This is a genomic window from Lacinutrix mariniflava (assembly GCF_001418015.1).
Lineage (GTDB): Bacteria > Bacteroidota > Bacteroidia > Flavobacteriales > Flavobacteriaceae > Lacinutrix > Lacinutrix mariniflava.
In genome coordinates this window covers 545,193-565,571 of sequence record NZ_LIQG01000026.1, presented here as the reverse complement: position 1 = coordinate 565,571, position 20,379 = coordinate 545,193, and the positions used below count along the sequence as shown (strand labels likewise).

The window sequence follows — 20,379 nt, the reverse complement described above, 5'->3', positions numbered from 1 at the left end:
AAACATTTTCTCAGATAGGTGAGAGTTTTCTTATGTTTTAAAAAGAGACAATCATCCACTTAGAAATACGCTTATAAATCTTCTCTCTCCGCATACTCCAACCCATTAGGCAACTCAATAGAAGAAAATTCTAAATGCAAAACACGACGCCTTTTTTGAACCGTGGTTTTAGACGAAGCATGTAATAACAATGGTTTTAATAATTGCACACCACCTGCTGCTATTTCACTTACAAAAGGAATAGAATTAGTGCTAATTAACTGTATTTCATCGTCAGATAAGCGCTTGTTATGCGAACCTGCAATTACCTTTAAAGCACCGTTTTTGCCTGTGGTATCGTCTAAATGAATACGCATAGAAAAGGTGTTTTTAGAAATCGCTTCTGGAGGACAAACACTTACTACTCCTTTTTTATTAGTCCAAGATACAAAGCCTTCTACATCCTTTTTTTCTAATACATTTATTGGCACGTCTTGATGCCAAGTTACATACCAGTTATCACTTGGCGATTTATCAAAATATATCGCTTTCGTTAAAAAAGCATCTTTATCTATAGCTTTTATCAGTTTTTTAAAATTCTTATTAATCAGGATTTCTTTTAATTCCGGCATCTTTTTAAGCACTTCTCTCATACCAAAAGCTTGCTCGTTATTCTGCTTTATATAATTATCAAACCTTGCCTTCAATTTTCTTATATCACGCTTAGTATATACCTGATTTAATAAACCGAAACCTTTGTACTCCAATCGTTTTGCAATCGTACGTAGATTTTTATCATTAATCTCTGTTTCGTAAGCGTCTACAGCGTCATATAATCGCTCTTTTATCTGACGTTTTAAACGCTCTGGAGCAACAACTTTTATACCTTCACCTAAACCAAGAATTTCTTTTTCCAATTCAAAATTAAGTTGCACATCTAAAGAAATAGTAACACCATAATTATCTTTTTCTACTTCCTTTTGCGAATGATGAAAAGGCTTCGTTAACACATAAGGTGCTTGTTTATGGTTTATATATAATAAAACGTGTTCTGTTTCTAATTGCGGACTAACAGAAACACCAATAGCATCTTTATAATAGGTTTCCGAATTAAATTCAGGATCATACACAAAAGGTTTTTCACTCTTTTCAATAGCAATAATTCTATCTAATGCTAAATTCATTAAGCCTTCATTTTTTCGTCTTTTCCCAATAATAAACCACCTGTTTCTAAATTCTTTTAGTAAATATGGGTAATAAGTAAATGTGTTTTCTTGTCTCGCTTTAAACGACTGATACGTAATTTCAATGGCTTGTTTATTTAAAATGAATTGATACAAAACATCCAAAAATCTTAATCCTTTTAAATTGTCATTCTTTTCGAAATCTATTAATGGTTTTTCCTGTGTTTTTTGAGTGTGAACATGATCTTCCAGTTTTTGAACCATACTACCTAATTCTTCAAAATGCGAAAAACCTTGAAACTGTTTTAAAAAAGAAACCGCCTCAGATAATTTCGTTAAATCCTGATTAGAAATTGGACTGTTAGTAATACTATAATCATCTTCATCGTACTTATAATACTTTCTATTGTAAACTATAATTGGCGCATTATAACCTAATTTATCGCTACGCATCATTTGTAAATCTAACTGTACAGTACGTTTACTAACATCTACATCTTTACCTTCATATTCGTAAAGAGCATCGGAAACTGCTTCAATTAAATCGTTAAGCGTCCATTCTCTAAACTTATTCTGAAGACATTTATCTATGGTTTTATATCGAATTAATGCGTTTTTATTGACTGCCATTTTAGAAGATTTATCCTCTAATTTATACTAAAAAAATTAGTACGCAAAAAGATTGCGTATTTGCGTCTAATATTTGTTAGAAATTAGAAACAATGGAAGTTTTAAAATTAAAAATATTTGATGTTTTAACTGAAAAAATAAGCGTTTCAGAATTTGAAAATTGGTTGTATGGTTCTGAAGAATTTGTGCGTCAAATAAATATAAATTCATTTTATTTCGACCTAATTTCAATTAATTATAAAAATGAAGAATGGCTTAAAAAATTTGAAAACATTCTAATTCTACACTTTGAAAATAATGAGCTTATAAAATTTATAGTAATGAACACATACACAAAACTCAAACATTCAAAAACATCAAAAGAGTCTTTTTTAATATTGAAAAATTTTAGTAATTATTATAACTTCCAAACAGATTCAATTATTCAAAACCAATTATACTATTTGTATTGTGATTTCGATTTATTAGACATTGGAGTTTACGATGAAATTGAATTAAATCATATTGTAGAATATACCTCAAATGATATTTTAAAACAATTTAATTCTTACGCAAAATTAGAAGAAAAAATAGGTTTTATAAATGAAGAAAACACAATTGATAATACTATATATACCGTTCAAAAAACAGAAAAATCAACCTTTAAACAAAAATTCCTTGCTTTTTTCAAAAAAATATAATACTTCGTATTATGCAAGCTGATTTTCAAGGAAATAAAAAATAAATTTTGAAAAGTCGAAAATAAAGTTAAATCTTTGCAACGCATTTCAACCAAAATAGAAGTTGAATTAAAAATTAGAAACCATGAGTTTATTTATAACATATCAAAACGATCCTAAAGGCATACTGCCTTTTGTGATGCTTCGTGATTATCGTTAGATAAACTTTTCAATTTTATAAATAGAAAACCCGAAGCAATTTAAAAACTGTTTCGGGTTTTTTGTTTTAAATAGTTAGCAGGCCTGCTAATAAAAAACTCCAAAATAGCAATTACAAAACTAAGATGCATACTGCATGCTAATCTTTCCTAAACTGAATTCAGTCAAGGATAGAAGTGCCATATGCTATCGTTAAACAAAATATCTAGCAATACTTAAAATACCAAGTTCTGTTAGATATCAACAATAATACACCATGGGAAAACCATTAATAAATACTAAAATAGTACAAATAACCTCAGGTCGAGGTCCAGCAGAATGTTGTTGGGTTGTCGCTCAAATTCTAAAACGTTTTTTAGAAGCTGCAAGCAACAAAGGCATAGAGTATAAAATATTACATCGAGAAAAAGGTATTGAAAACAGAACATTACAATCGGTATCAATTCAATTAAAATCAGAAAATCTGAGTCGATTTTTAAGTCAATGGACAGGAACAATACAATGGATTGGAACCTCAACTTTTAGACCTCAAAACAAGCGTAAAAACTGGTTTATCGGCTTGTACGAAATAAGAAAAAGCGAACAGTTTCAAATTCTAGAAAGAGACATTGCTTATCAAGCCACACGAAGCTCTGGACCAGGAGGACAACATGTAAACAAAGTGAGTTCTGCTATTAGAGCGACGCATTTACCAACAAAAACACAAGTATTGGTTATGGATAGTCGCTCGCAACATCAAAACAAAAAAATAGCAAGAGCGCGCTTACAAGAAAAAGTAGTAGAGCTACAATTAGAAGCCTTACAATCTGGCATAAAAGACCAATGGAAAAACCACTTAACATTACAACGTGGTAATCCAGTACAAGTTTTTAAAGGCACAGATTTTAAGAAAAACAGAATTGTAAAACATTACAAAAAACAACGTTCCGCATTAAAAAACGAATTGCGCGAACAATTAAATAATTAAAAAAATGAACACGAATTTGTTAAACAATTACGTGCTTAAAGCCATAGATGCTTATCCATACGAACTAGAAGAAACTGTAGAAAATCTAAATTATGCCTTGTCCTACGAAAGCGAAAATGTTTACGCTTTGTATTTAATGGGACGTTTACAAGCCGAACAATTTGGCGATTACGAAAAAGCAAAACAGTATTACGCTGAAGCTTTGGCTAATAAAATGGATTTTCTAAAAGTGTACAAACACTACATTTTTGTTTTAATATGGAATGAAGATTTCGAAGAAGCTCAAAAATTAATAGACTTTGCCTTTACCGTAAAAGGTTTAGGTAAAAGTCAAGTTTGGGTATTACAAGGACAACTATTTGAAACTCAACAAGCATACAAAAAAAGCTTAAAAGCATTAAAAACAGCAAAACAATTTGCTTACAATAACGATTATACAAGTTTTATAGTTTCTGAAATAGACAGAATAAAAGACAAGGTAAAATCAAACAAAAAGAAAATGGCTAACAGTAAAACGAAGAAAAAAATAAAGAAAAATAAAAAATAATTTAACTACGCAAAAACATTGCGCAATAGTGCGAAATATTTGCAGAGTAATTAATAAGAAGTCTTTTGGAATCAGACTTTAAAAGTAGTGCTCCACCAGATAATGAAGCTGGTGGAGTTTAGTAAAAATGTCATTCAGAGCGAAAGCGAAGAATCTCATAAAATGGAAATATTGAGCAATTGGTTGGCTCGTCAGACTGAAATGCTTTTTTAAGCATTCAACGAATCCTATTTAATAAAATAGATAAGTTGAGTTAAAATCTGATTTCATCATGAACATGTAGGTTCGAGTCCTACTATTTCCACATCAAGCGAGTCTTGTTAAGTGTTTCGGTATAGCACTATTGCATAAATCCTTGCCAATTGGCATGAGGTTTTTATGTTCAACTTGACTTGAAGGTTTGACTGTTATCCAAAAAATGGTCTCACTCTATTTACACAGGTTCGAATCCTGTCTTCATTAATTTGAAGTAGCTAAGTCCGGTAAAGCAGTAGAACAAGTGTAGGTTCGAATCCTACCTAGATCAGAAGGTCTAGTGGCGAAATTGGTAGACGCGCTGTATTTAGGTTACAGTTTGAAATGGACTCAAAATCCATCTTTAGAAAAAGAAGGTTAACTTTTAAAAAAGACCACCAAGTGAGTCGCACTTAAATCGGCAAAAACAAAGTGAAAGCGAATGCGCTTAAACAACTTGTTGTTAAATACTTTTAAGTCTAAACAACTTGTTGTTAAAGCAGTCCAGAAAACACCTTGAGATACAGTAGTATTAAAAGCCGTTTTGTGTTTCCTTTTTAAGGGTTTATTTATTACAAAATATGTGAATGCACATTAAAAACTAATAAATCATAAATAGAAACGATCTATAAAACACTTTAAAAATCGCTTGTATTTCCGTAGTCAGAAAGATGATTTTCTTTCGCTTTGTTTTACTAAAAATAGTCATTCTCTAAGGAAGAGAAATTTATTATAAATGTTTAATCGTTCTGAAATAAAAAAAAAGCATCAGAACTAAAAAATTAGAAATCATAAACCATCCATAACTAACAGTTAGTAGTTTGGTTTATAACACAAAATGGATGTACCATTTGACAATTAAAAAACAATAAAAACAAATCAAATGAAAAGAGTAAGAATTCATGCAGGAAACGTAGGTTTAGTATTTAAAAACGGAAATTACCAACGCGTAATTAACCAAGGAACACATTGGTTAGGCTTTAGCGAATGCGCAATAAAGTACGCTTTAAACACACCATTTCAAACGCCAAAAGCATTAGAAATCTTACTTCAAGATAACGCTTTAGCAAATATGTTAACCATTATAGAAGTTAAGGATAACGAAATTGTTTTGGTTTACGAAAACAACAACTTTAAAAGCGTTTTAACAGCTGGTCGTTATGCGTACTGGAATACCTTAATCAATTACAAATTTGTAACTGCAGATTTAAACAAAATCGAAATTACAGAAGACATTGATAAAGCTATTTTCAGCAAACCACAATTAAGTAAATACATTAGAGTTTTCGAAGTTGCCGCATACGAAAAAGCCATTTTAATAGTAAACGATACGTTCGAAAAAATTGTAGAACACGGTACATACCGTTTCTGGAGAAACGATCAAACCATTAAAATTGCGAAAGCAGATTTACGTCAATTACAATTAGAAATTGCAGGTCAAGAGTTGTTAACTAAAGACAAAGCAAGCGTACGTATTAACTTTTACGCACAATACAAAGTTACAGATATCGAAACGGCGTTAATGCGAAATAAAGAATACGAAAAGCAATTGTACATCACCTTGCAATTGGCATTAAGAGCCTTTGTTGGTGCTTACACCTTAGACGAATTGTTAGAGCAAAAAGAAACCATTGCCAACGCCGTTTTACAAGATGTAAAAGCACAAGCCACAAAACTGGGTGTCCATGTATTGCATGCTGGCATTAGAGACGTCATTTTACCAGGCGACATGAAAGAAATCATGAACCAAGTATTAATTGCACACAAAAAAGCGCAAGCCAATGTGGTAACAAGACGAGAAGAAACAGCTGCAACACGTAGCTTATTAAACACCGCAAAATTAATGGAAGACAACAACATGTTGTTTAAATTAAAAGAAATGGAGTATGTAGAGAAAATTGCTGATAAAATCGGCGAAATTACAGTGGCTGGAAATGGTAATGTAATCGAGCAATTAAAAGATATTTTCTCGGTAAATAAGTAAGCTTATGGCGTATCCCAAACCAAAAAAAGGTTTGGGTCGCGCTTTCCGCTATATCTTTTTAAAACGTCATTGCGAGGACAAAGTACGTGGCAATCTGCCAAATTCTACTTCTTAATAATGTTAGGTTTTAAATCGTTTTAAAAAGGATGCCGCATCAATCGCTTACGCGGTGTATGCTCGCTATAAATAATTGTCATTCTTAACATGCTCATACTTAATTTATTTCAGTATTGCAGAATCATATTAGCTTTTACTCCTGCAAGGTTTCCAAAACCTTGTAGGTTTAATAAACATAAAAACCACACCTACAAGGTTTTGGAAACCTTGCAGGATAATTAAACATAACTACGCAAAAACATCGCGTAGCGCACTATCATATTTGTAGTGTCATTAAGAAATTAGAAAACATGAACACAAAAATAACAGGAAACCACTTATTAGAGTTAGGTTTCAGACAAGGAAAATGGATGAAAGACGCCATTACACACATTAACGAAAACAACTTAGAAGACGACGAAATGATCACATATTTAGAGCAATTTAAATCGCCAGATCCTATCGCATTACATAAAAGTCCAATAAATTTTTCTATAAACATTAAAGCAGAAAACGAAGAAGAAAAAGACAATGTTGCCAAAGTAGTAAACTCTATGCATACCTTAATGAAAACACCAACATTAGTCGATGGTGCAATCATGCCAGATGCTTGTCCTGCAGGTCCAGACGGAACAATCCCAGTTGGAGGCGTTGCTGTAGCAAAAAACGCCATCCATCCAGGAATGCACAGTGCAGATATTTGTTGCTCTGTCATGTTAACAGATTTTGGTAAAGCAGATCCAAAAGATGTTTTAGATGCCGCACATGCAAATACACATTTTGGTCCAGGTGGAAGAGATAGAGAGTCGCAATTTAGATTCCCAAAAACATTATTAGAAGCTTTTGAAGCCAACTATTTCTTAAACGATGGAAATATGTTGCAAATAGCGAGATCACATTTAGGAACTCAAGGCGATGGTAACCATTTTTTATTCGTTGGTAAATCTAAAAAAACAGGAAATACCATGATGATTACGCACCATGGATCAAGAGGTCCAGGCGCAAGATTATACACAAAAGGTATGAAGGTTGCCGAACGTTTTAGAAAAGAATTATCGCCAGAAACAAAGAAACAAAACGCATGGATTCCATTTTTAACCGAAGAAGGAAAAGCCTATTGGGAAGCCTTACAAACCATTAGAGATTGGACAAAGGTAAACCATGAAGTGATTCATAATTCGGTAGCCGAAACCTTAGATATTGCAATTGAAAACAGATACTGGAACGAGCATAATTTCGTTTTTAAAGATGGCGATTTATTTTACCACGCCAAAGGTGCAACACCTTTAGACGCTAAGTTTATGCCAGATATTACTGGTCCAAGATTAATTCCTTTAAACATGAGCGAACCGATTTTAATTGTAAAAGGCGATACAACTAAAACCAATTTAGGTTTTGCACCTCATGGAGCTGGTAGAAACGTAAGTAGAACACAACATAGAAGAAGCAAAACAGGCACAACCATGCAAATCTTTAAAGAAGAAACTAGAGGTTTAGATATTAGGTTTTTCTCTAAAGAAATCGATATTACCGAGTTACCATCTGCTTATAAAAACGCAAATAGCGTTAGAGCCCAAATGGAAGAGTACAACTTAGGTAAAGTAATCGACGAGGTGATGCCTTACGGTTGTATTATGGCTGGAGATTTTCAGAAAAATGCACCTTGGAAGGTTAAAAGGGATAAGAAGAGGTTGAGGAATAAAAGTAGAACTTAGAAAGGTGAAAAGTGGACTGACGTTAGTTGGTCTGCTTTTTTATTTTTCACAAATAAACAAACCCAGAAAACCGACCACAATGCGTCAAAGAAAAGTTAATAGGCAACCTTTTTAAGTCACGATAAACTTTAGGAACTCCAACTTCAGATTTTTTAATCTTTAAAGTCTTTAGGTTGTAATTTTTATTTTTAGCAACAGATTTTAAAAACTGTTGTTTTAAAACTTCAGATTGTAATTTGTAGTTTAATTTCTTCGCTTTAAAACAATGCGTTTTAAAACTACTTTCTTCTTTTAAGGTTGCAACAGTATATACATAATCTTCGGTTATTTTAGAGCTCGTAAAATAGGTTTCGATATCAATTTTTACCATTCCTTTTTCATTAGAAACAAGCTCACACTCCAACCGTTTTGGGTTAAAAAATCGTTTCCCAAACTGCTGTACATTCACTTTATAAGCCGCTTCTTTCATGCTCCAAAGCAACCAAACCGTTTGGTGTTTATCTTCCGAAGCTATAATAAGGTCTTGTTCTTTTACCGTAAAAACTTTCTCTAAAAACCGCAGATGCCTTTTGCCATCCGGATAACTATCGGGAGAATCTAAGGCTGCTTGTTTTAAATCGACAATATCATTGCCTATCATTTTTCTGCTAATTTCTCATTAACAATATCCATTGCTGCTTTTACAGACACCATTCTTTCCATATCGTCATTTTCAATTCTAATATCAAATTCGTCTTCGACATCTAGAATAACATCTACTAAATTTGCAGAATTTATTTTTAGATCGTTTATAAAATCTGTGTTTTCAGATAAATTATTAAACGCCTCTTCATTTTGAATATAAGGCTGAACGATCGTTTTTAGCTTGGCAATTAATTCTTCTTTTGTCATGTGTATTTATCAATTAGTAGTTTAGTAAAAAAAACGAAACACTTCAACAAGCTCAGTGTGACAGTTTATTTCAAATTTGGCAATACTCAATACTTTTTAAAGATAACACAACCATTTACATCGCCAAAACCAAAACTGGCTTTAGCAGCAATGTTCACCTCTGTCTTTAAAAGTTTTTTTACAATTTTTTCTTCGGAAATTAATTGTGAAATATCAGGATGCAAATCGTCACAATTAATATTAGGAAACACAAATTGCTCCTTAATTTGAAGTACTGTTGCAACACTTTCAATGCTTCCTGCTGCAGACAAACAGTGTCCAACCATAGATTTTAAAGAATTAATATATGGAAAGTCACCACCTTTTCGGTCTAGTGCTTTGGTCCAGTTTTCAATCTCTAAACCATCTTTAGAAGTTGCGGTTAAATGACCATTTATTACATCAATCTCCTTAGCAGTAATCCCTGCATTTTTTATAGCATCTTTAATACAACGTTGTACAGCTTTAGCATTTGGCGCGGTCATGGTTCCACCATTTCTTTGTCCTCCTGAATTAATATTACCTCCTAAAACCTCAGCATAAATTGTTGCGTTACGCTCTAATGCAGTTTCTAAAGACTCTAAAACCAAAGCACCTGCTCCGGAGCCAGGAACAAAACCTGATGCACTTGCACTCATTGGTCTTGAGCCTTGTTCTGGTGATTCGTTATGTTTATAAGTCATGACTCGCATGGCATCAAATCCACCCCAAATATATGGACCATCGTCACTACAACTACCAACAAGCATCCGTTTTGCTTGTCCGTTTTTAATACGCTCGTAACCCATTAAAATGGCTTCAGTTCCTGTTGTACAAGCTGAGGAATTTGTAGTTACTTGGTTTCCTAAACCTAATATTCCACCTAAAAAAGCACTAACGCCACTTGCCATGGTTTGCACAACGACTGTGCTTCCTAATCGTTTTACTTGTTTGTCGTCGAGCTTGTAAATGGCTTCTCTAAATTTTTCTACGCCAGAGGTTCCTGTTCCAAAAACGGTTCCACTATCGAAGTCCAAATCGCTTTCTGAGTCTATTTTAAATCCTGCATCTTTCCATGCATCCATTCCAGCCATGCAACCGTATAAAATACCAGAACTATTAAAACCTCTAAGTTGTAAAGGTGTTAAATACGCTCCTTTTTTTTCTTCGGAAATTTGAGGTATTCCACCAATACAGCACGAAAAATTTAAATCGGCTAAATTTTGATGAAATGTAATGCCCGATTCGCCATTTTTTATGGCTTTAGTAAACGCGTCTATTCCCACACCATTTGGTGCAACGACTCCTAAACCTGTGATTACTACTCTCATTTATTTCTTTTTTTCATTTCCGCGAAAGCGAAAATCTAATTTTCATGCTTTTAACATTCCCGAAATTTGTCCACGACAAACCAACTCGCCTTTTTCATTTAATAACTTTACTTTACATTTTAATTTATTAAATCTGAAGACTTCTTTTTCTGAAACCACAATCACTTTCTCTCCCGGAAATACTGGTAAAAAGAAGTCCACTTGACTAGATGTTAAGGCTATTTGCGGCTTATTTTCTTCATTGATTTCATCTTTCAGCATATAAATACCTAAACACACAACACCAATTTGCGCCATACATTCGGTTAAAATAACACCTGGAGTTATTGGGTTATTTTTAAAGTGCCCTTTATAAAAATACTCATCGTTTTTAAAAGTGTAGCTTCCTGTTATGCCTTCCGAAGAAAACGCCGTTAATGCATCAACGAACAGAAAGGGTTCTTGATATGGTAAACATTTTATTATTTGGCTTGCTGTCATTGTCCTAGTTTTATTTAGACCTCACACGTTTTTAAAACCCATAAAGTCAATTACTCTAACTTATATGTTCGCCACCATCCACCGGAATTACGCAACCATTAATCCAACTGGCTTCATCTTTACATAGTAAATAAACTGCATTCGCAACATCTTCCGGCTGTGTTAACCGTTTAAATGGATTACGTTTTAAACTGTGTTCTTTTATTTGTTCGCTTCCAGGAATCATGCGCAAAGAAGCAGTATCGGTAACTCCTGCTTGAATACAATTGGCTCTAATTCCAAAAGGCGCAAACTCTAACGCAATGTTTCTTGTTATGGCTTCTAACGTTACTTTTGCCGCAGATACTGCTGCGTAATTTTGCCACGCTTTGGTATTCCCTTCACTTGTAAAGCTAATAATTCGAGAATCCTTTGCAAATAATTTAGCTTCAAAAAGTGCTATAGTCCAATCGTATAGACTAATTGCCATGGCGTTAATTGTTAAATTAAAATCATCGTTTTTTAACGTTGGCTTGCCTTCAGAAATCATTGGTTTTAAATTTCCTTTAGCAACGCTATGCACTAAGGTTCTAATTTTACCTTTACTTCCTAAAATAGCTTTTAATTCTGAAATGGTTTGTTCTCGTTTTTCAACCTTAAAAGCATCTACGTTATAAGATTGAAACTGCACACCTTCCGTTTTAATACTGCTAAATGCTAAAGCTATTTCTTCTTCTTTCGCTCTAGAATTTCTATGAATTATACAAATATTCATACCATGTTTCGCTAGCTTTTTTGCTGTTGCCAAACCTAATCCACTTGAGCCTCCTAAAATTAAGGCCCAATAGTTTTTATCTTGAAAGTCTTTATTCATGTTTTCTTAATTAATGAGATACTGTATCAAATTCAGGATGACAAAACTTCTTTTTGTTACCACTCTAATAAAATGCGTTGAGCCGAAAAACCTGGCCCAAAACTTAGCATTAAACCTCTATCTCCTTTTGGTAATTTTTTATCCATAAAACGTTCTAAAACATACAAAACTGTAGCACTACTCATGTTTCCGTATTGTTTTAACACGTCTTTGGTGTCGTCAATATTCTTTCCAAGAGATCCAAACAAGTCTTCGACGGTTTGTACTATTTTTTTTCCACCTGGATGAAAAATTAAATGATCGATATCTTCAATCGCCATATTATTTCGTTCTAAAAACGGATGTACAATCATAGGAAAGTGTTCTGAAATAGTTTCTGGAACAGCCTTATCTAAAATCATTTGTAAGCCTGTATTTACGAGTTTAAAACCCATCATAGTTGTGGCATCGTAAAAATGATACATGGCTTCGTCAATAATTTTTGGTCCTTCCTCATCTTTATAAGACGATAAAATAACACTGGAAGCTCCATCACCAAAAATAGCAGCACTTACAATATTAACCATTGAAAAATCATCTAACTGAAATGTTGCTGTTGGAGACTCTACAGCAATAACTGCTGCGCGTTTATTTGGGTTTGCTTTTAAAAAGTTTTTAGCATAAATAATACCTGAAACACCTGCAGCACAACCCATTTCTGTTACTGGAAGTCTTACGATATCTTGTTTCATTTTTAGATTATTAATCAGGTAAGCGTCCACAGAAGGAATCATAATTCCTGTACAACTAACCGTAATAATATAATCTATATCTGTAGGTTTAAGCTTAGCTTTATCTAATGCTTTTACCAAAGATTGCTCTGCTAATTTAACGACTTCGCGAGCGTAGATATCGTTTTTCTCTTGAAAAGAGGTTTTAAAAAACACTTCTTCGGCGTCCATTATAGAGTAACGTCTATCTACTCCTGCGTTCTCAAAAAGCTTAATCACTTTACGCTGAAAACGCTCGTCTTGGCCTGTCATCCATAGTTTTAAATACGGAATAATATCCTTAGTCTCTCTTGTGTATTTTGGTAATTGTTTGGCTACTGCTGTTATTTTTACGCTCATACTTTTTTGTTACACAGCGTTTCGCTGAATTATCACAGAGATTCACTGACGTTTACTTGCCAAGCAATGCGATTGCAAAGCCGATTCTTATTATTTTAAATTATTTAGTTTCTGTTTTTTAAAATCCATTGAAAACGAAATGCCCATTTCCATTGTATTTGATACGCTGCATTTATTTTTTCTGAAATAGCTATAAGTTCGTTTCTTTTAAACCCTCTTAATACTGAAGTCAATCCGTCTTCAACAATAGTCTTATTCTTTATCGTTGTGCATAACAACTTAAACAAATAATAAGCTAATTTATGTCTGTGTAAATCATTAACAACTATTCCTAATTTGGCTTTTTCTAGCACTGGTTTTAAAAATGAAACCAATTGGCCTTCTTTAAAATGATGAAGGAACAATGTTGTTAATACTAAATCGTATTCTAAATTATTAAAAGCTTCCGAAAAAATATCTATCTCTTGAAACTCTACATTATCGTAATTTTGCGATAATTTATTAGCGTAATTTACGGTGTGTGGATTGGCATCTATACCTATTAATTTAAACTTGTAATTGTTTTTTTTTCCAAATAGCGAGACCGCTCTTAAAATGTCACCTCCACCGCAACCTAAATCGATAATAGTAATCGTTTCTGTTTTTGAATGTTGTTTTAATGCTTTTTTCAATCCGTTTATGGTGACTATATTTCCACCTAACCACTGGTTTATTTTTGCTAACTTATTTAGAGCATCATGTAATATTGGACCATTATAGTCCAAATCGTCCATAATCTCTTCCGCTTCACTTCTATATTTTGTGTTAATCAATAGACTCATTTAACGTTCATTAATTTACCATGTGTTCGCTTAATAATTTGTGGTAGAATAAAAGGAAACCACTTTACAATGCTAATTAACACTTCGGCTAATTTGTTTTTACTAAATAAATTAGCAACAATATGACCTGTTGTTAGACGCAATTTAAACTCTGCATTCCACTCTCTAATATACTGCTTTTCTAAAGTTTTTCGGTTTTTTATTTCACCATTACAAAACTTAATAATAAGTAGCGATGCCATTTGAGCACTGCGTATTGCCATGCTCATTCCATTTCCACATAATGGATGAATCATGCCTGCTGTATCACCACACATTAACATATGGTTTTCGATTGGATTTTTAGTTTCAAAAGAAATTTGACTAATACTTAAAGGTGATTTAAAGACTGGTTCTGAGTTTTTAAAAATAGATTTTAGAGCCGTATTTTTAAAGACTACTTTCTCCTGAAACTCGTCGATATCTTTATACTTTTTAAAGGCTTCGAAGTTAGTAATGTAACAAACGTTAATACTATTGTCTTCCACTTTTGAAACTCCGCAATAACCGCCTTCAAAATTATGAAGCGCAACTAAATCTTCAGGAAAATTGCCTTTTACATGTGTTTTCACAGCTAGAAAAGGCGATTTGTTCTTTATAAAACTTCGTTTAAGTTTAACATCTAAATTCGCGCGTTTGCCGTAAGCACCAATCACTATTTTTGAGGAGTAATTTGCTTCTTTTGTTTTAACTAAAAATGCATTGTTTGCAAAGGTGACGTCTTCAACAGTGTCTTGAATAACTACTGCTTTATTCGCAATCGCTTTTTTAGCAAGATCATTATCTAAACAAAACCGACTGATCCCGAAACCACCAAGTGGTAAGTTTGCTTTTACTAATTTATTTTTGGGTGTGGATAGCTCGAATTTATTTATTCTTTTAGCTCCTAATTTAAAAACATCGATTCCTAAATAATAGAGATAAGGTAAGACTTCGTTTGATATATATTCGCCACAAACTTTATGTTTTGGATACGTGTTTTTTTCGATAACCAAAACGCTACAATTATTTTTAGATAAATGGATAGCACTACTTAAACCTGCTAATCCACCACCAATAATAATGACATCAAAATTTAAGGGAAGTGTATTCAACTTTTTTCTAATTCAATTTTACTAAAGATAACCCGAAAATTGTTTATTTAGAAGTTAGTTAACATTTGTTATAGTAAATTCTTGATTTCTAAACTTAATTTGGTCTCCCGTTTTTTTTCCTAATACTAATTGTGCAATTGGAGTATTGGCTGCAATAGCGTAGAATTTTTGATCATTAAATTCTAATTCACCTGCACTAATTGCTATATAATAATTAGCGTTTGTAGTGAAGACAACACTTCCTAAACCAATAACATTAGACGTTTTTTCTGTTCTTATTTTAGCTAATAAGTGATTTACTTTCTGAATTTCGGCTAATTGCTCTCCTGCTTTTTCACGTTCTAAATGAACCATTGCACGACCAGTTTCGTGCTTATCTCCTGCGCTGCTTTTGGTTTCGGAGGTTAAAGATTCTTGTAATTCTTCAATTGTTTTATTAATTGTATCCAGTCTGTTTTTTGTAAACTGAACACACTTATTATAGAGTACTTGCTTTATATTTTCTAATTTATTCATCTTTAGTTTTATAATTTAAAACACCGTAAAAATTCATTTGATTTACAATCCATTGTTTCCTTTTCTCAATGTATTGGGACGCTGGATTTGCACGATACTTTCTTGGGTTTGGCAATATAGATGCTATTGCTGCTGCCTCGTAAGCTGTTAATTTAGCTGCTGGTTTATTAAACCAATAATGAGATGCTGCTGCAATACCATAAATACCATTTCCCATTTCTATACTGTTTAAATAGACTTCAATAATGCGTTCTTTACTCCAAATTTTTTCAATTAAAAAAGTAAAATAGGTTTCTAAACCTTTGCGCAACCAACTACGGTTTGGCCAAAGAAACACATTTTTTGCTGTTTGCTGACTTATAGTGCTTCCTCCTTTTATGCGTTTCCCTTTTTTATTGTGCTCGTAAGCCTTTTCTATAGCTTCAATATCGAAACCATTGTGGTTTAAAAACTTTTGATCTTCGGTACAAATTACAGCTAATTGTATGTTTATAGAGATATTTTCTATGGGTTCCCAATTGTGTTTCCATAGTTGTTTTTCTGAAGGATTTTCAAAATAACGAATCACCATTAGTGGTGTTATTGGTACTGGCACAAACTTAAAGACAACAACTAAAGCAATAGAAGATGCTACGCTCCAAAAGAAAACTTTAATTATAAACTCGAAAAATTTTTTCATTTAGTTACAAGTAATATCTGCTAATTGTTTTCCAATAGTGCTACCTATTGCAACTCCCATTCCTCCTAATCTTACTCCACAAAACACATTATTGCTTAACTGTTTTACTATTGGCTTTTTCTGACTTCCAACGCCCATAATTCCGCTCCATCTATGTTCTATTTGAAAAGGTGTATTAGGTAATATTGTGGTTTTAAGTATCTCTTCTAACTTATTTTGAATGAGATCTGTTTGTGATAATTGGGTGGTTTCTTCAGTTTTAAAATCGAGGTTTCTTCCGCCACCAAACAATATTCTATTATCTATGTTTCTAAAATAGTAATAGCCTTCATCTAAATGGAACGTTCCTTTTATATGTAAGTTTTTAATTGGTTTTGTTATTAATACTTGAGCTCTTGCAGGCTTTACGGTTTCTTTTATTAATTGTGAGGCGAAACCATTTGTCGCAATTAATAGTTTAGATGTAGTAAATTCGAATTGATTTGTTTTAACATCTACTGAACTTTTATTGTCTAAAAACGAATCTACGGTAATATTATTTAATATTTTAATGCCTTTTGCTTGTACTTTCTCAAGTAAGGCTTCCATCATTTTACCTGTATCTATTTGTCCTTCGAACTTATTGAATATATAATTTTCTTTTATATTTTTAAATTGAAAAGTGTTTGGTTTTAAACTGAAAACATCTGCTTTAAATAATGGTTTTAGTAATTGATTTACCTCTTCTCTTTTAGAAAGACAGTCTTGGAATAATGCATTGTCTTTTTCTGAAAACAATTCGTAGCCTCCTAATGCTTTATAATCTATTTTAATATCTCCTAAAGTTTCTCTGAGACGTTTTAAACCTTCTTGTCTTTGCTTTATTAGTTCTAAGACTTCATCTTGACTATGTTGTTTTAAATCGCTTAAAATCTCACTTAAACTACCAAAACAAGCAAAGCCTGCATTCTTTGTACTTGCGCCTTGTGGCAGAAAGCCTTTTTCTAATATAAGAATGTTAGCTTTTGGGTATTTTTCTTTTAATTGTAATGCACAATTTAAGCCTACTATGCCGCTTCCAACAATTGTATAGTCTATGTTGGTTAGCCATGTTTTTATTTCCCAGTAAGATAAATTCATGATGCTAAGTTATTATTTTATTTTTAAGTGTGGCGCTGTGTTAAGGATAGTAGTGGCATCCTTTTTGTTTTTCTCAAAAAGATATAACGGATAGCCTGACTTTTGCTATTTGAAGCAAAAGTAACACCATAAAAAAACTCCGAAATTGCTTTCGGAGTTTTAAATTTATTTTAAGAAAAGAAGATTACTCTACAATAATCTTTTTTGTTACTGTTCTTCCTCCATCGTTTACATTAAGTAAGTATAGTCCAGATTGAACATTTCCTATGTTAATGTTTTCGTTGAATGCTCCTGAATTAGAATATGCTTTATTAAAAACAGAACGTCCTCTAACATCATATACTTTAACACTAATGTTATTTGATGTAGACGTAAGCTTAACATTAAAACTTCCGTTGTTTGGGTTAGGATAAATCTCGAAAGAATTATCAAAACTAACGTCGTTTGTAGATAATAATGAAAATTGAGTACCAAAGTAATATGTTCCGGCAACTCCTGTATTAAATGTTCCTGTTAATTTACTACCTGTTCCAAATGGAGTAATACTTAATGACGTTACATCAGCAGTATCTTCATTTTTAGCATATAAATCATTTCTACTATTTCCTGTAACCGTTTCCCAACCAGAAATTTCACTTTCTGTAAAATAAAAAGTTACAGTTGTTTGATCTGTAGTATTTGAATTTACAGATGTGATATCAAATGTTTTAGCGGTTACAAATGATGAAGGATCTGTTCCTCCAACATACATTACAGCATCTGCACCAGCAGTTGCAGCGTCTCTTGAAACTTCAGCTGTTGTACAAGCGTAATCGAAACCTCCCGTGTTGTCTATATCAAGCATAATGTTTCCTGATGCAGTATCTGTGTAAAAAGCATTTCCTGCTGCATTAAGATTATTACTAGCTAAAGTTCCATTATTTACAGTCGTTTGCACGTCTATTCCAACAGTTGAAGTTACTGTTACATCATCTATAGAAATAAAATCTTGATCTGTAGTGTCCCAATGTCTAAAGGCAATATAAACTTGTGCCTGTCCAGCCATTGCAGAAAGGTCTAAAGTATGTGGTGTTGGTGCTCCAGTATCGCCTGCATCTCCTAAAGTTTCTGTTAAAGAAGTTGCAGAGTTAATTAAAACACTGATATCGTTAACTGTACCAACGTGTATACTATATTTTTCTAAATCAAATGATGCCGCAGCAACTTGTGTTATCCAATTTAATGTTATAGCACCACTAGCTGACGATAAATCTATTACTGGTGAAACAGCCCAGTTATCTGGTGTTAATGGGTTAGTTTGCCATGATCTTGAAATTAATGATACTGGAGTAACTGGAGTACCAGCTGTATTATTAATAGCAAATATATCGCCCCAATTGTTACCATCTCCATCACTATCTGTTAATGTCCAATCTGAAACATCTTCATCATCAAAATTGTCACTAAAGTGAGTAATTTCTGCTGTGTCTCCTACTGCAAAATCATCATTAAGAATAGTAGTAATATAATTATTTGTACTTGCAACAGCATCTCCTGTAGTAGTTACGTTTATTGCTATATTAATAGTTTCGTCTGCTTCAACAAAACTATCGTTAAAAACTCTTAGTGTTATACTATTACTAGTAGTTGTTGCTCCTGCCGCTATTGTTACAGAGTTATTAATGAATTCGAAATCTTCATTTTCTGTAGCTGTTCCAGAATTTATTAAGTTAACTGTTGCTGTTGCAGAAGCTGCAGTAGCAATACTTAAATCTATTACAACATCTGTAAAGTCACAATCACTACCTTCATTAATATTTTCTAATAATGTAGAAGATATATAAATAGTCGGTTCTACTGTACAAGCTGTAGATGTGTTTAATTCTACTCTTCTAGGAGAAGCTCCCATAATAGCTTGGATTCTATCTTTTTGATTTTGAGTAAACGTATCCATACATGCATCATTTGTATAATCCATATAGTTTTGTACTTGATCAATTCCTGTAGAACTTGTACATGAATCTGCCGTTAAATCACAAGTATAATTAGGATCTGCTGTATTTGGCGTATCTGCACAAAAATCGTCTACACCACAACTACCTGTTTGTGGCCCATCTCCCCAAATATGTCTTAAACCAAGCCAGTGTCCAACCTCATGCGTCATTGTACGACCTAAGTTGTATGTTGGATTTAAAAGAAAAGTACCATCGTTAGAATCGTTAGTTCCCATGGCGTCGAATGACGCTACTACACCATCTGTGTTTGCAGATCCTCCCGAAGCATTTATACCGCCTATTCCTGGAGTATTGTCTGGAAATTGCGCATAACCTAAAAGACCTGATTGACCTCCACTATTTACCGGTAATCCTCCTGCTCTAATAGTCCACATGTTTAAATATTTTGTTGGATCCCACTGCGTTGCAACTTTCATTTGCTCTGTGTCTGCACGATTCTCCCAATCTGCTCCACCAGCTCCATCTGCAACATCGTTACTATATGGTGTTATATTATGCCTTACAACACCTGTTGTAGCTGCTCCACTTGCATCTACTTGTGCAATACAAAAATTTAATTCTACATCCACAGCTACACCAGTAGTATTGGATCCTCCTCTTGTTCCTGCTAACCTTCTAAAATCTTCATTCATTACTTGAATTTGTGATAAGGCTTGAGCATCTGTAATGTTTTCTCCAGTTCCAATAGCATCTCCATTGTGAATAACATGAATAACAACTGGAATGTTAAAAACTGCCATAGAAGTTCTTCCTGCTAACCTATCTGCTTGTATTTTAGCTACTTTAGGCGCTAACCACTCTTCAAATTCTTGAGTTGTTGAACGGTTAGGAAATTGCTTCCTTAAAGCTATTTCATTCTCATCTGTTAAACAACGTGCATAACCTGTTGTGTTAATTGAGTTAATAGTTTCTGCTGTTAATTCAAATTCTTGATGCGAATTTTTAGATGTTTTTTGATTACTATTTTTTTGTTGTGCTAAAGAAGTAAGACAATAAAAAAACATTAAACATAAAGTAAATGTAGTTTTTTTCATGATTGTTTATGATAATATTATTTAAAGGCTGAAAGTTAAAAATAAAACTGAAGGTTTTGTGTTAAAATTCTATTTAATATTCATTCTATAGCCCTACAAAACCTATAGATTATTAGGTTTAAGAAACTTGATTTAAAAAAAATAAACTACAGAATAACCTACATTATATTCTGATGTTTTTAATCCA

At 32.9% G+C, this 20,379-nt stretch carries 18 protein-coding genes and 2 tRNA genes; 7 read left to right on the top strand and 13 right to left on the bottom strand.

What is annotated here, in order from left to right:
• Nucleotides 1-71: 71 nt before the first annotated feature.
• A complete protein-coding gene (locus tag ASC44_RS09480) occupies nucleotides 72-1,793 on the bottom strand; it encodes a WYL domain-containing protein (RefSeq protein WP_055447361.1) in 1,722 nt (573 codons plus the stop codon).
• Nucleotides 1,794-1,885: 92 nt separating this feature from the next.
• On the opposite strand from ASC44_RS09480, the gene ASC44_RS09475 reads away from it, so the two are divergent.
• From ASC44_RS09475 to ASC44_RS09455, 7 genes are all read left to right on the top strand, one after another.
• A complete protein-coding gene (locus ASC44_RS09475; RefSeq protein ID WP_055447360.1) occupies nucleotides 1,886-2,473 on the top strand; it encodes a hypothetical protein in 588 nt (195 codons plus the stop codon).
• A 454-nt stretch (nucleotides 2,474-2,927) separates the two neighbouring features.
• Nucleotides 2,928-3,638 (top strand): peptide chain release factor H, encoded by a 711-nt coding sequence (prfH, locus tag ASC44_RS09470; RefSeq protein ID WP_055447359.1) that lies wholly within the window; start codon nucleotides 2,928-2,930, stop codon nucleotides 3,636-3,638.
• A gap of 4 nt (nucleotides 3,639-3,642) precedes the next feature.
• On the top strand, nucleotides 3,643-4,185 hold the full coding sequence (locus tag ASC44_RS09465) for a hypothetical protein (protein ID WP_055447358.1): 543 nt from the start codon (nucleotides 3,643-3,645) through the stop codon (nucleotides 4,183-4,185).
• 164 nt (nucleotides 4,186-4,349) lie between these two features.
• Nucleotides 4,350-4,489: transfer RNA gene (locus tag ASC44_RS17930), tRNA-OTHER, on the top strand.
• Nucleotides 4,490-4,650: 161 nt separating this feature from the next.
• Nucleotides 4,651-4,712 (top strand) — tRNA-OTHER (locus tag ASC44_RS17925).
• A 590-nt stretch (nucleotides 4,713-5,302) separates the two neighbouring features.
• Nucleotides 5,303-6,403, top strand: coding sequence for a slipin family protein (locus ASC44_RS09460; protein WP_055447357.1), 1,101 nt, complete (start codon nucleotides 5,303-5,305; stop codon nucleotides 6,401-6,403).
• Between the two features lie 407 nt (nucleotides 6,404-6,810).
• Nucleotides 6,811-8,214 (top strand): RtcB family protein, encoded by a 1,404-nt coding sequence (locus ASC44_RS09455; RefSeq protein ID WP_055447356.1) that lies wholly within the window; start codon nucleotides 6,811-6,813, stop codon nucleotides 8,212-8,214.
• 46 nt (nucleotides 8,215-8,260) lie between these two features.
• Here ASC44_RS09455 and ASC44_RS09450 read toward each other — a convergent pair whose 3' ends face one another.
• From ASC44_RS09450 to ASC44_RS09395, 12 genes are all read right to left on the bottom strand, one after another.
• Nucleotides 8,261-8,854, bottom strand: coding sequence for a 4'-phosphopantetheinyl transferase superfamily protein (locus ASC44_RS09450; RefSeq protein ID WP_055447355.1), 594 nt, complete (start codon nucleotides 8,852-8,854; stop codon nucleotides 8,261-8,263).
• Nucleotides 8,851-9,105: an acyl carrier protein gene (locus tag ASC44_RS09445; protein ID WP_055447354.1), complete on the bottom strand. Its 255-nt coding sequence runs from the start codon at nucleotides 9,103-9,105 to the stop codon at nucleotides 8,851-8,853. Before ASC44_RS09445 ends, ASC44_RS09450 begins: the two co-directional genes overlap by 4 nt.
• An 86-nt stretch (nucleotides 9,106-9,191) precedes the next feature.
• Entirely contained in the window at nucleotides 9,192-10,454 is a 1,263-nt protein-coding gene (locus ASC44_RS09440; protein ID WP_055447353.1) for a beta-ketoacyl-[acyl-carrier-protein] synthase family protein, read from the bottom strand.
• 42 nt (nucleotides 10,455-10,496) lie between these two features.
• Entirely contained in the window at nucleotides 10,497-10,934 is a 438-nt protein-coding gene (locus ASC44_RS09435; RefSeq protein WP_055447352.1) for a 3-hydroxyacyl-ACP dehydratase FabZ family protein, read from the bottom strand.
• Between the two features lie 55 nt (nucleotides 10,935-10,989).
• Nucleotides 10,990-11,787, bottom strand: a complete 798-nt coding sequence (locus tag ASC44_RS09430; protein WP_055447351.1) for an enoyl-ACP reductase FabI — start codon at nucleotides 11,785-11,787, stop codon at nucleotides 10,990-10,992.
• A 56-nt stretch (nucleotides 11,788-11,843) separates the two neighbouring features.
• The gene (locus ASC44_RS09425; RefSeq protein ID WP_055447350.1) at nucleotides 11,844-12,896 is read right to left on the bottom strand and encodes a type III polyketide synthase; all 1,053 of its coding nucleotides are present in this window, start codon (nucleotides 12,894-12,896) and stop codon (nucleotides 11,844-11,846) included.
• Between the two features lie 104 nt (nucleotides 12,897-13,000).
• Nucleotides 13,001-13,717: a methyltransferase domain-containing protein gene (locus tag ASC44_RS09420; RefSeq protein ID WP_055447349.1), complete on the bottom strand. Its 717-nt coding sequence runs from the start codon at nucleotides 13,715-13,717 to the stop codon at nucleotides 13,001-13,003.
• The gene (locus tag ASC44_RS09415; protein ID WP_193787266.1) at nucleotides 13,714-14,850 is read right to left on the bottom strand and encodes an NAD(P)/FAD-dependent oxidoreductase; all 1,137 of its coding nucleotides are present in this window, start codon (nucleotides 14,848-14,850) and stop codon (nucleotides 13,714-13,716) included. Before ASC44_RS09415 ends, ASC44_RS09420 begins: the two co-directional genes overlap by 4 nt.
• A 54-nt stretch (nucleotides 14,851-14,904) precedes the next feature.
• Nucleotides 14,905-15,366, bottom strand: a complete 462-nt coding sequence (locus ASC44_RS09410; RefSeq protein ID WP_055447347.1) for a GreA/GreB family elongation factor — start codon at nucleotides 15,364-15,366, stop codon at nucleotides 14,905-14,907.
• On the bottom strand, nucleotides 15,359-16,045 hold the full coding sequence (mtgA, locus tag ASC44_RS09405; RefSeq protein ID WP_055447346.1) for a monofunctional biosynthetic peptidoglycan transglycosylase: 687 nt from the start codon (nucleotides 16,043-16,045) through the stop codon (nucleotides 15,359-15,361). The genes ASC44_RS09410 and mtgA overlap by 8 nt, the downstream gene beginning before the upstream one ends.
• The gene (locus ASC44_RS09400) at nucleotides 16,046-17,164 is read right to left on the bottom strand and encodes an NAD(P)/FAD-dependent oxidoreductase (RefSeq protein WP_055447345.1); all 1,119 of its coding nucleotides are present in this window, start codon (nucleotides 17,162-17,164) and stop codon (nucleotides 16,046-16,048) included.
• 184 nt (nucleotides 17,165-17,348) lie between these two features.
• Entirely contained in the window at nucleotides 17,349-20,192 is a 2,844-nt protein-coding gene (locus tag ASC44_RS09395; protein WP_055447344.1) for a T9SS type A sorting domain-containing protein, read from the bottom strand.
• Nucleotides 20,193-20,379 lie beyond the last annotated feature (187 nt).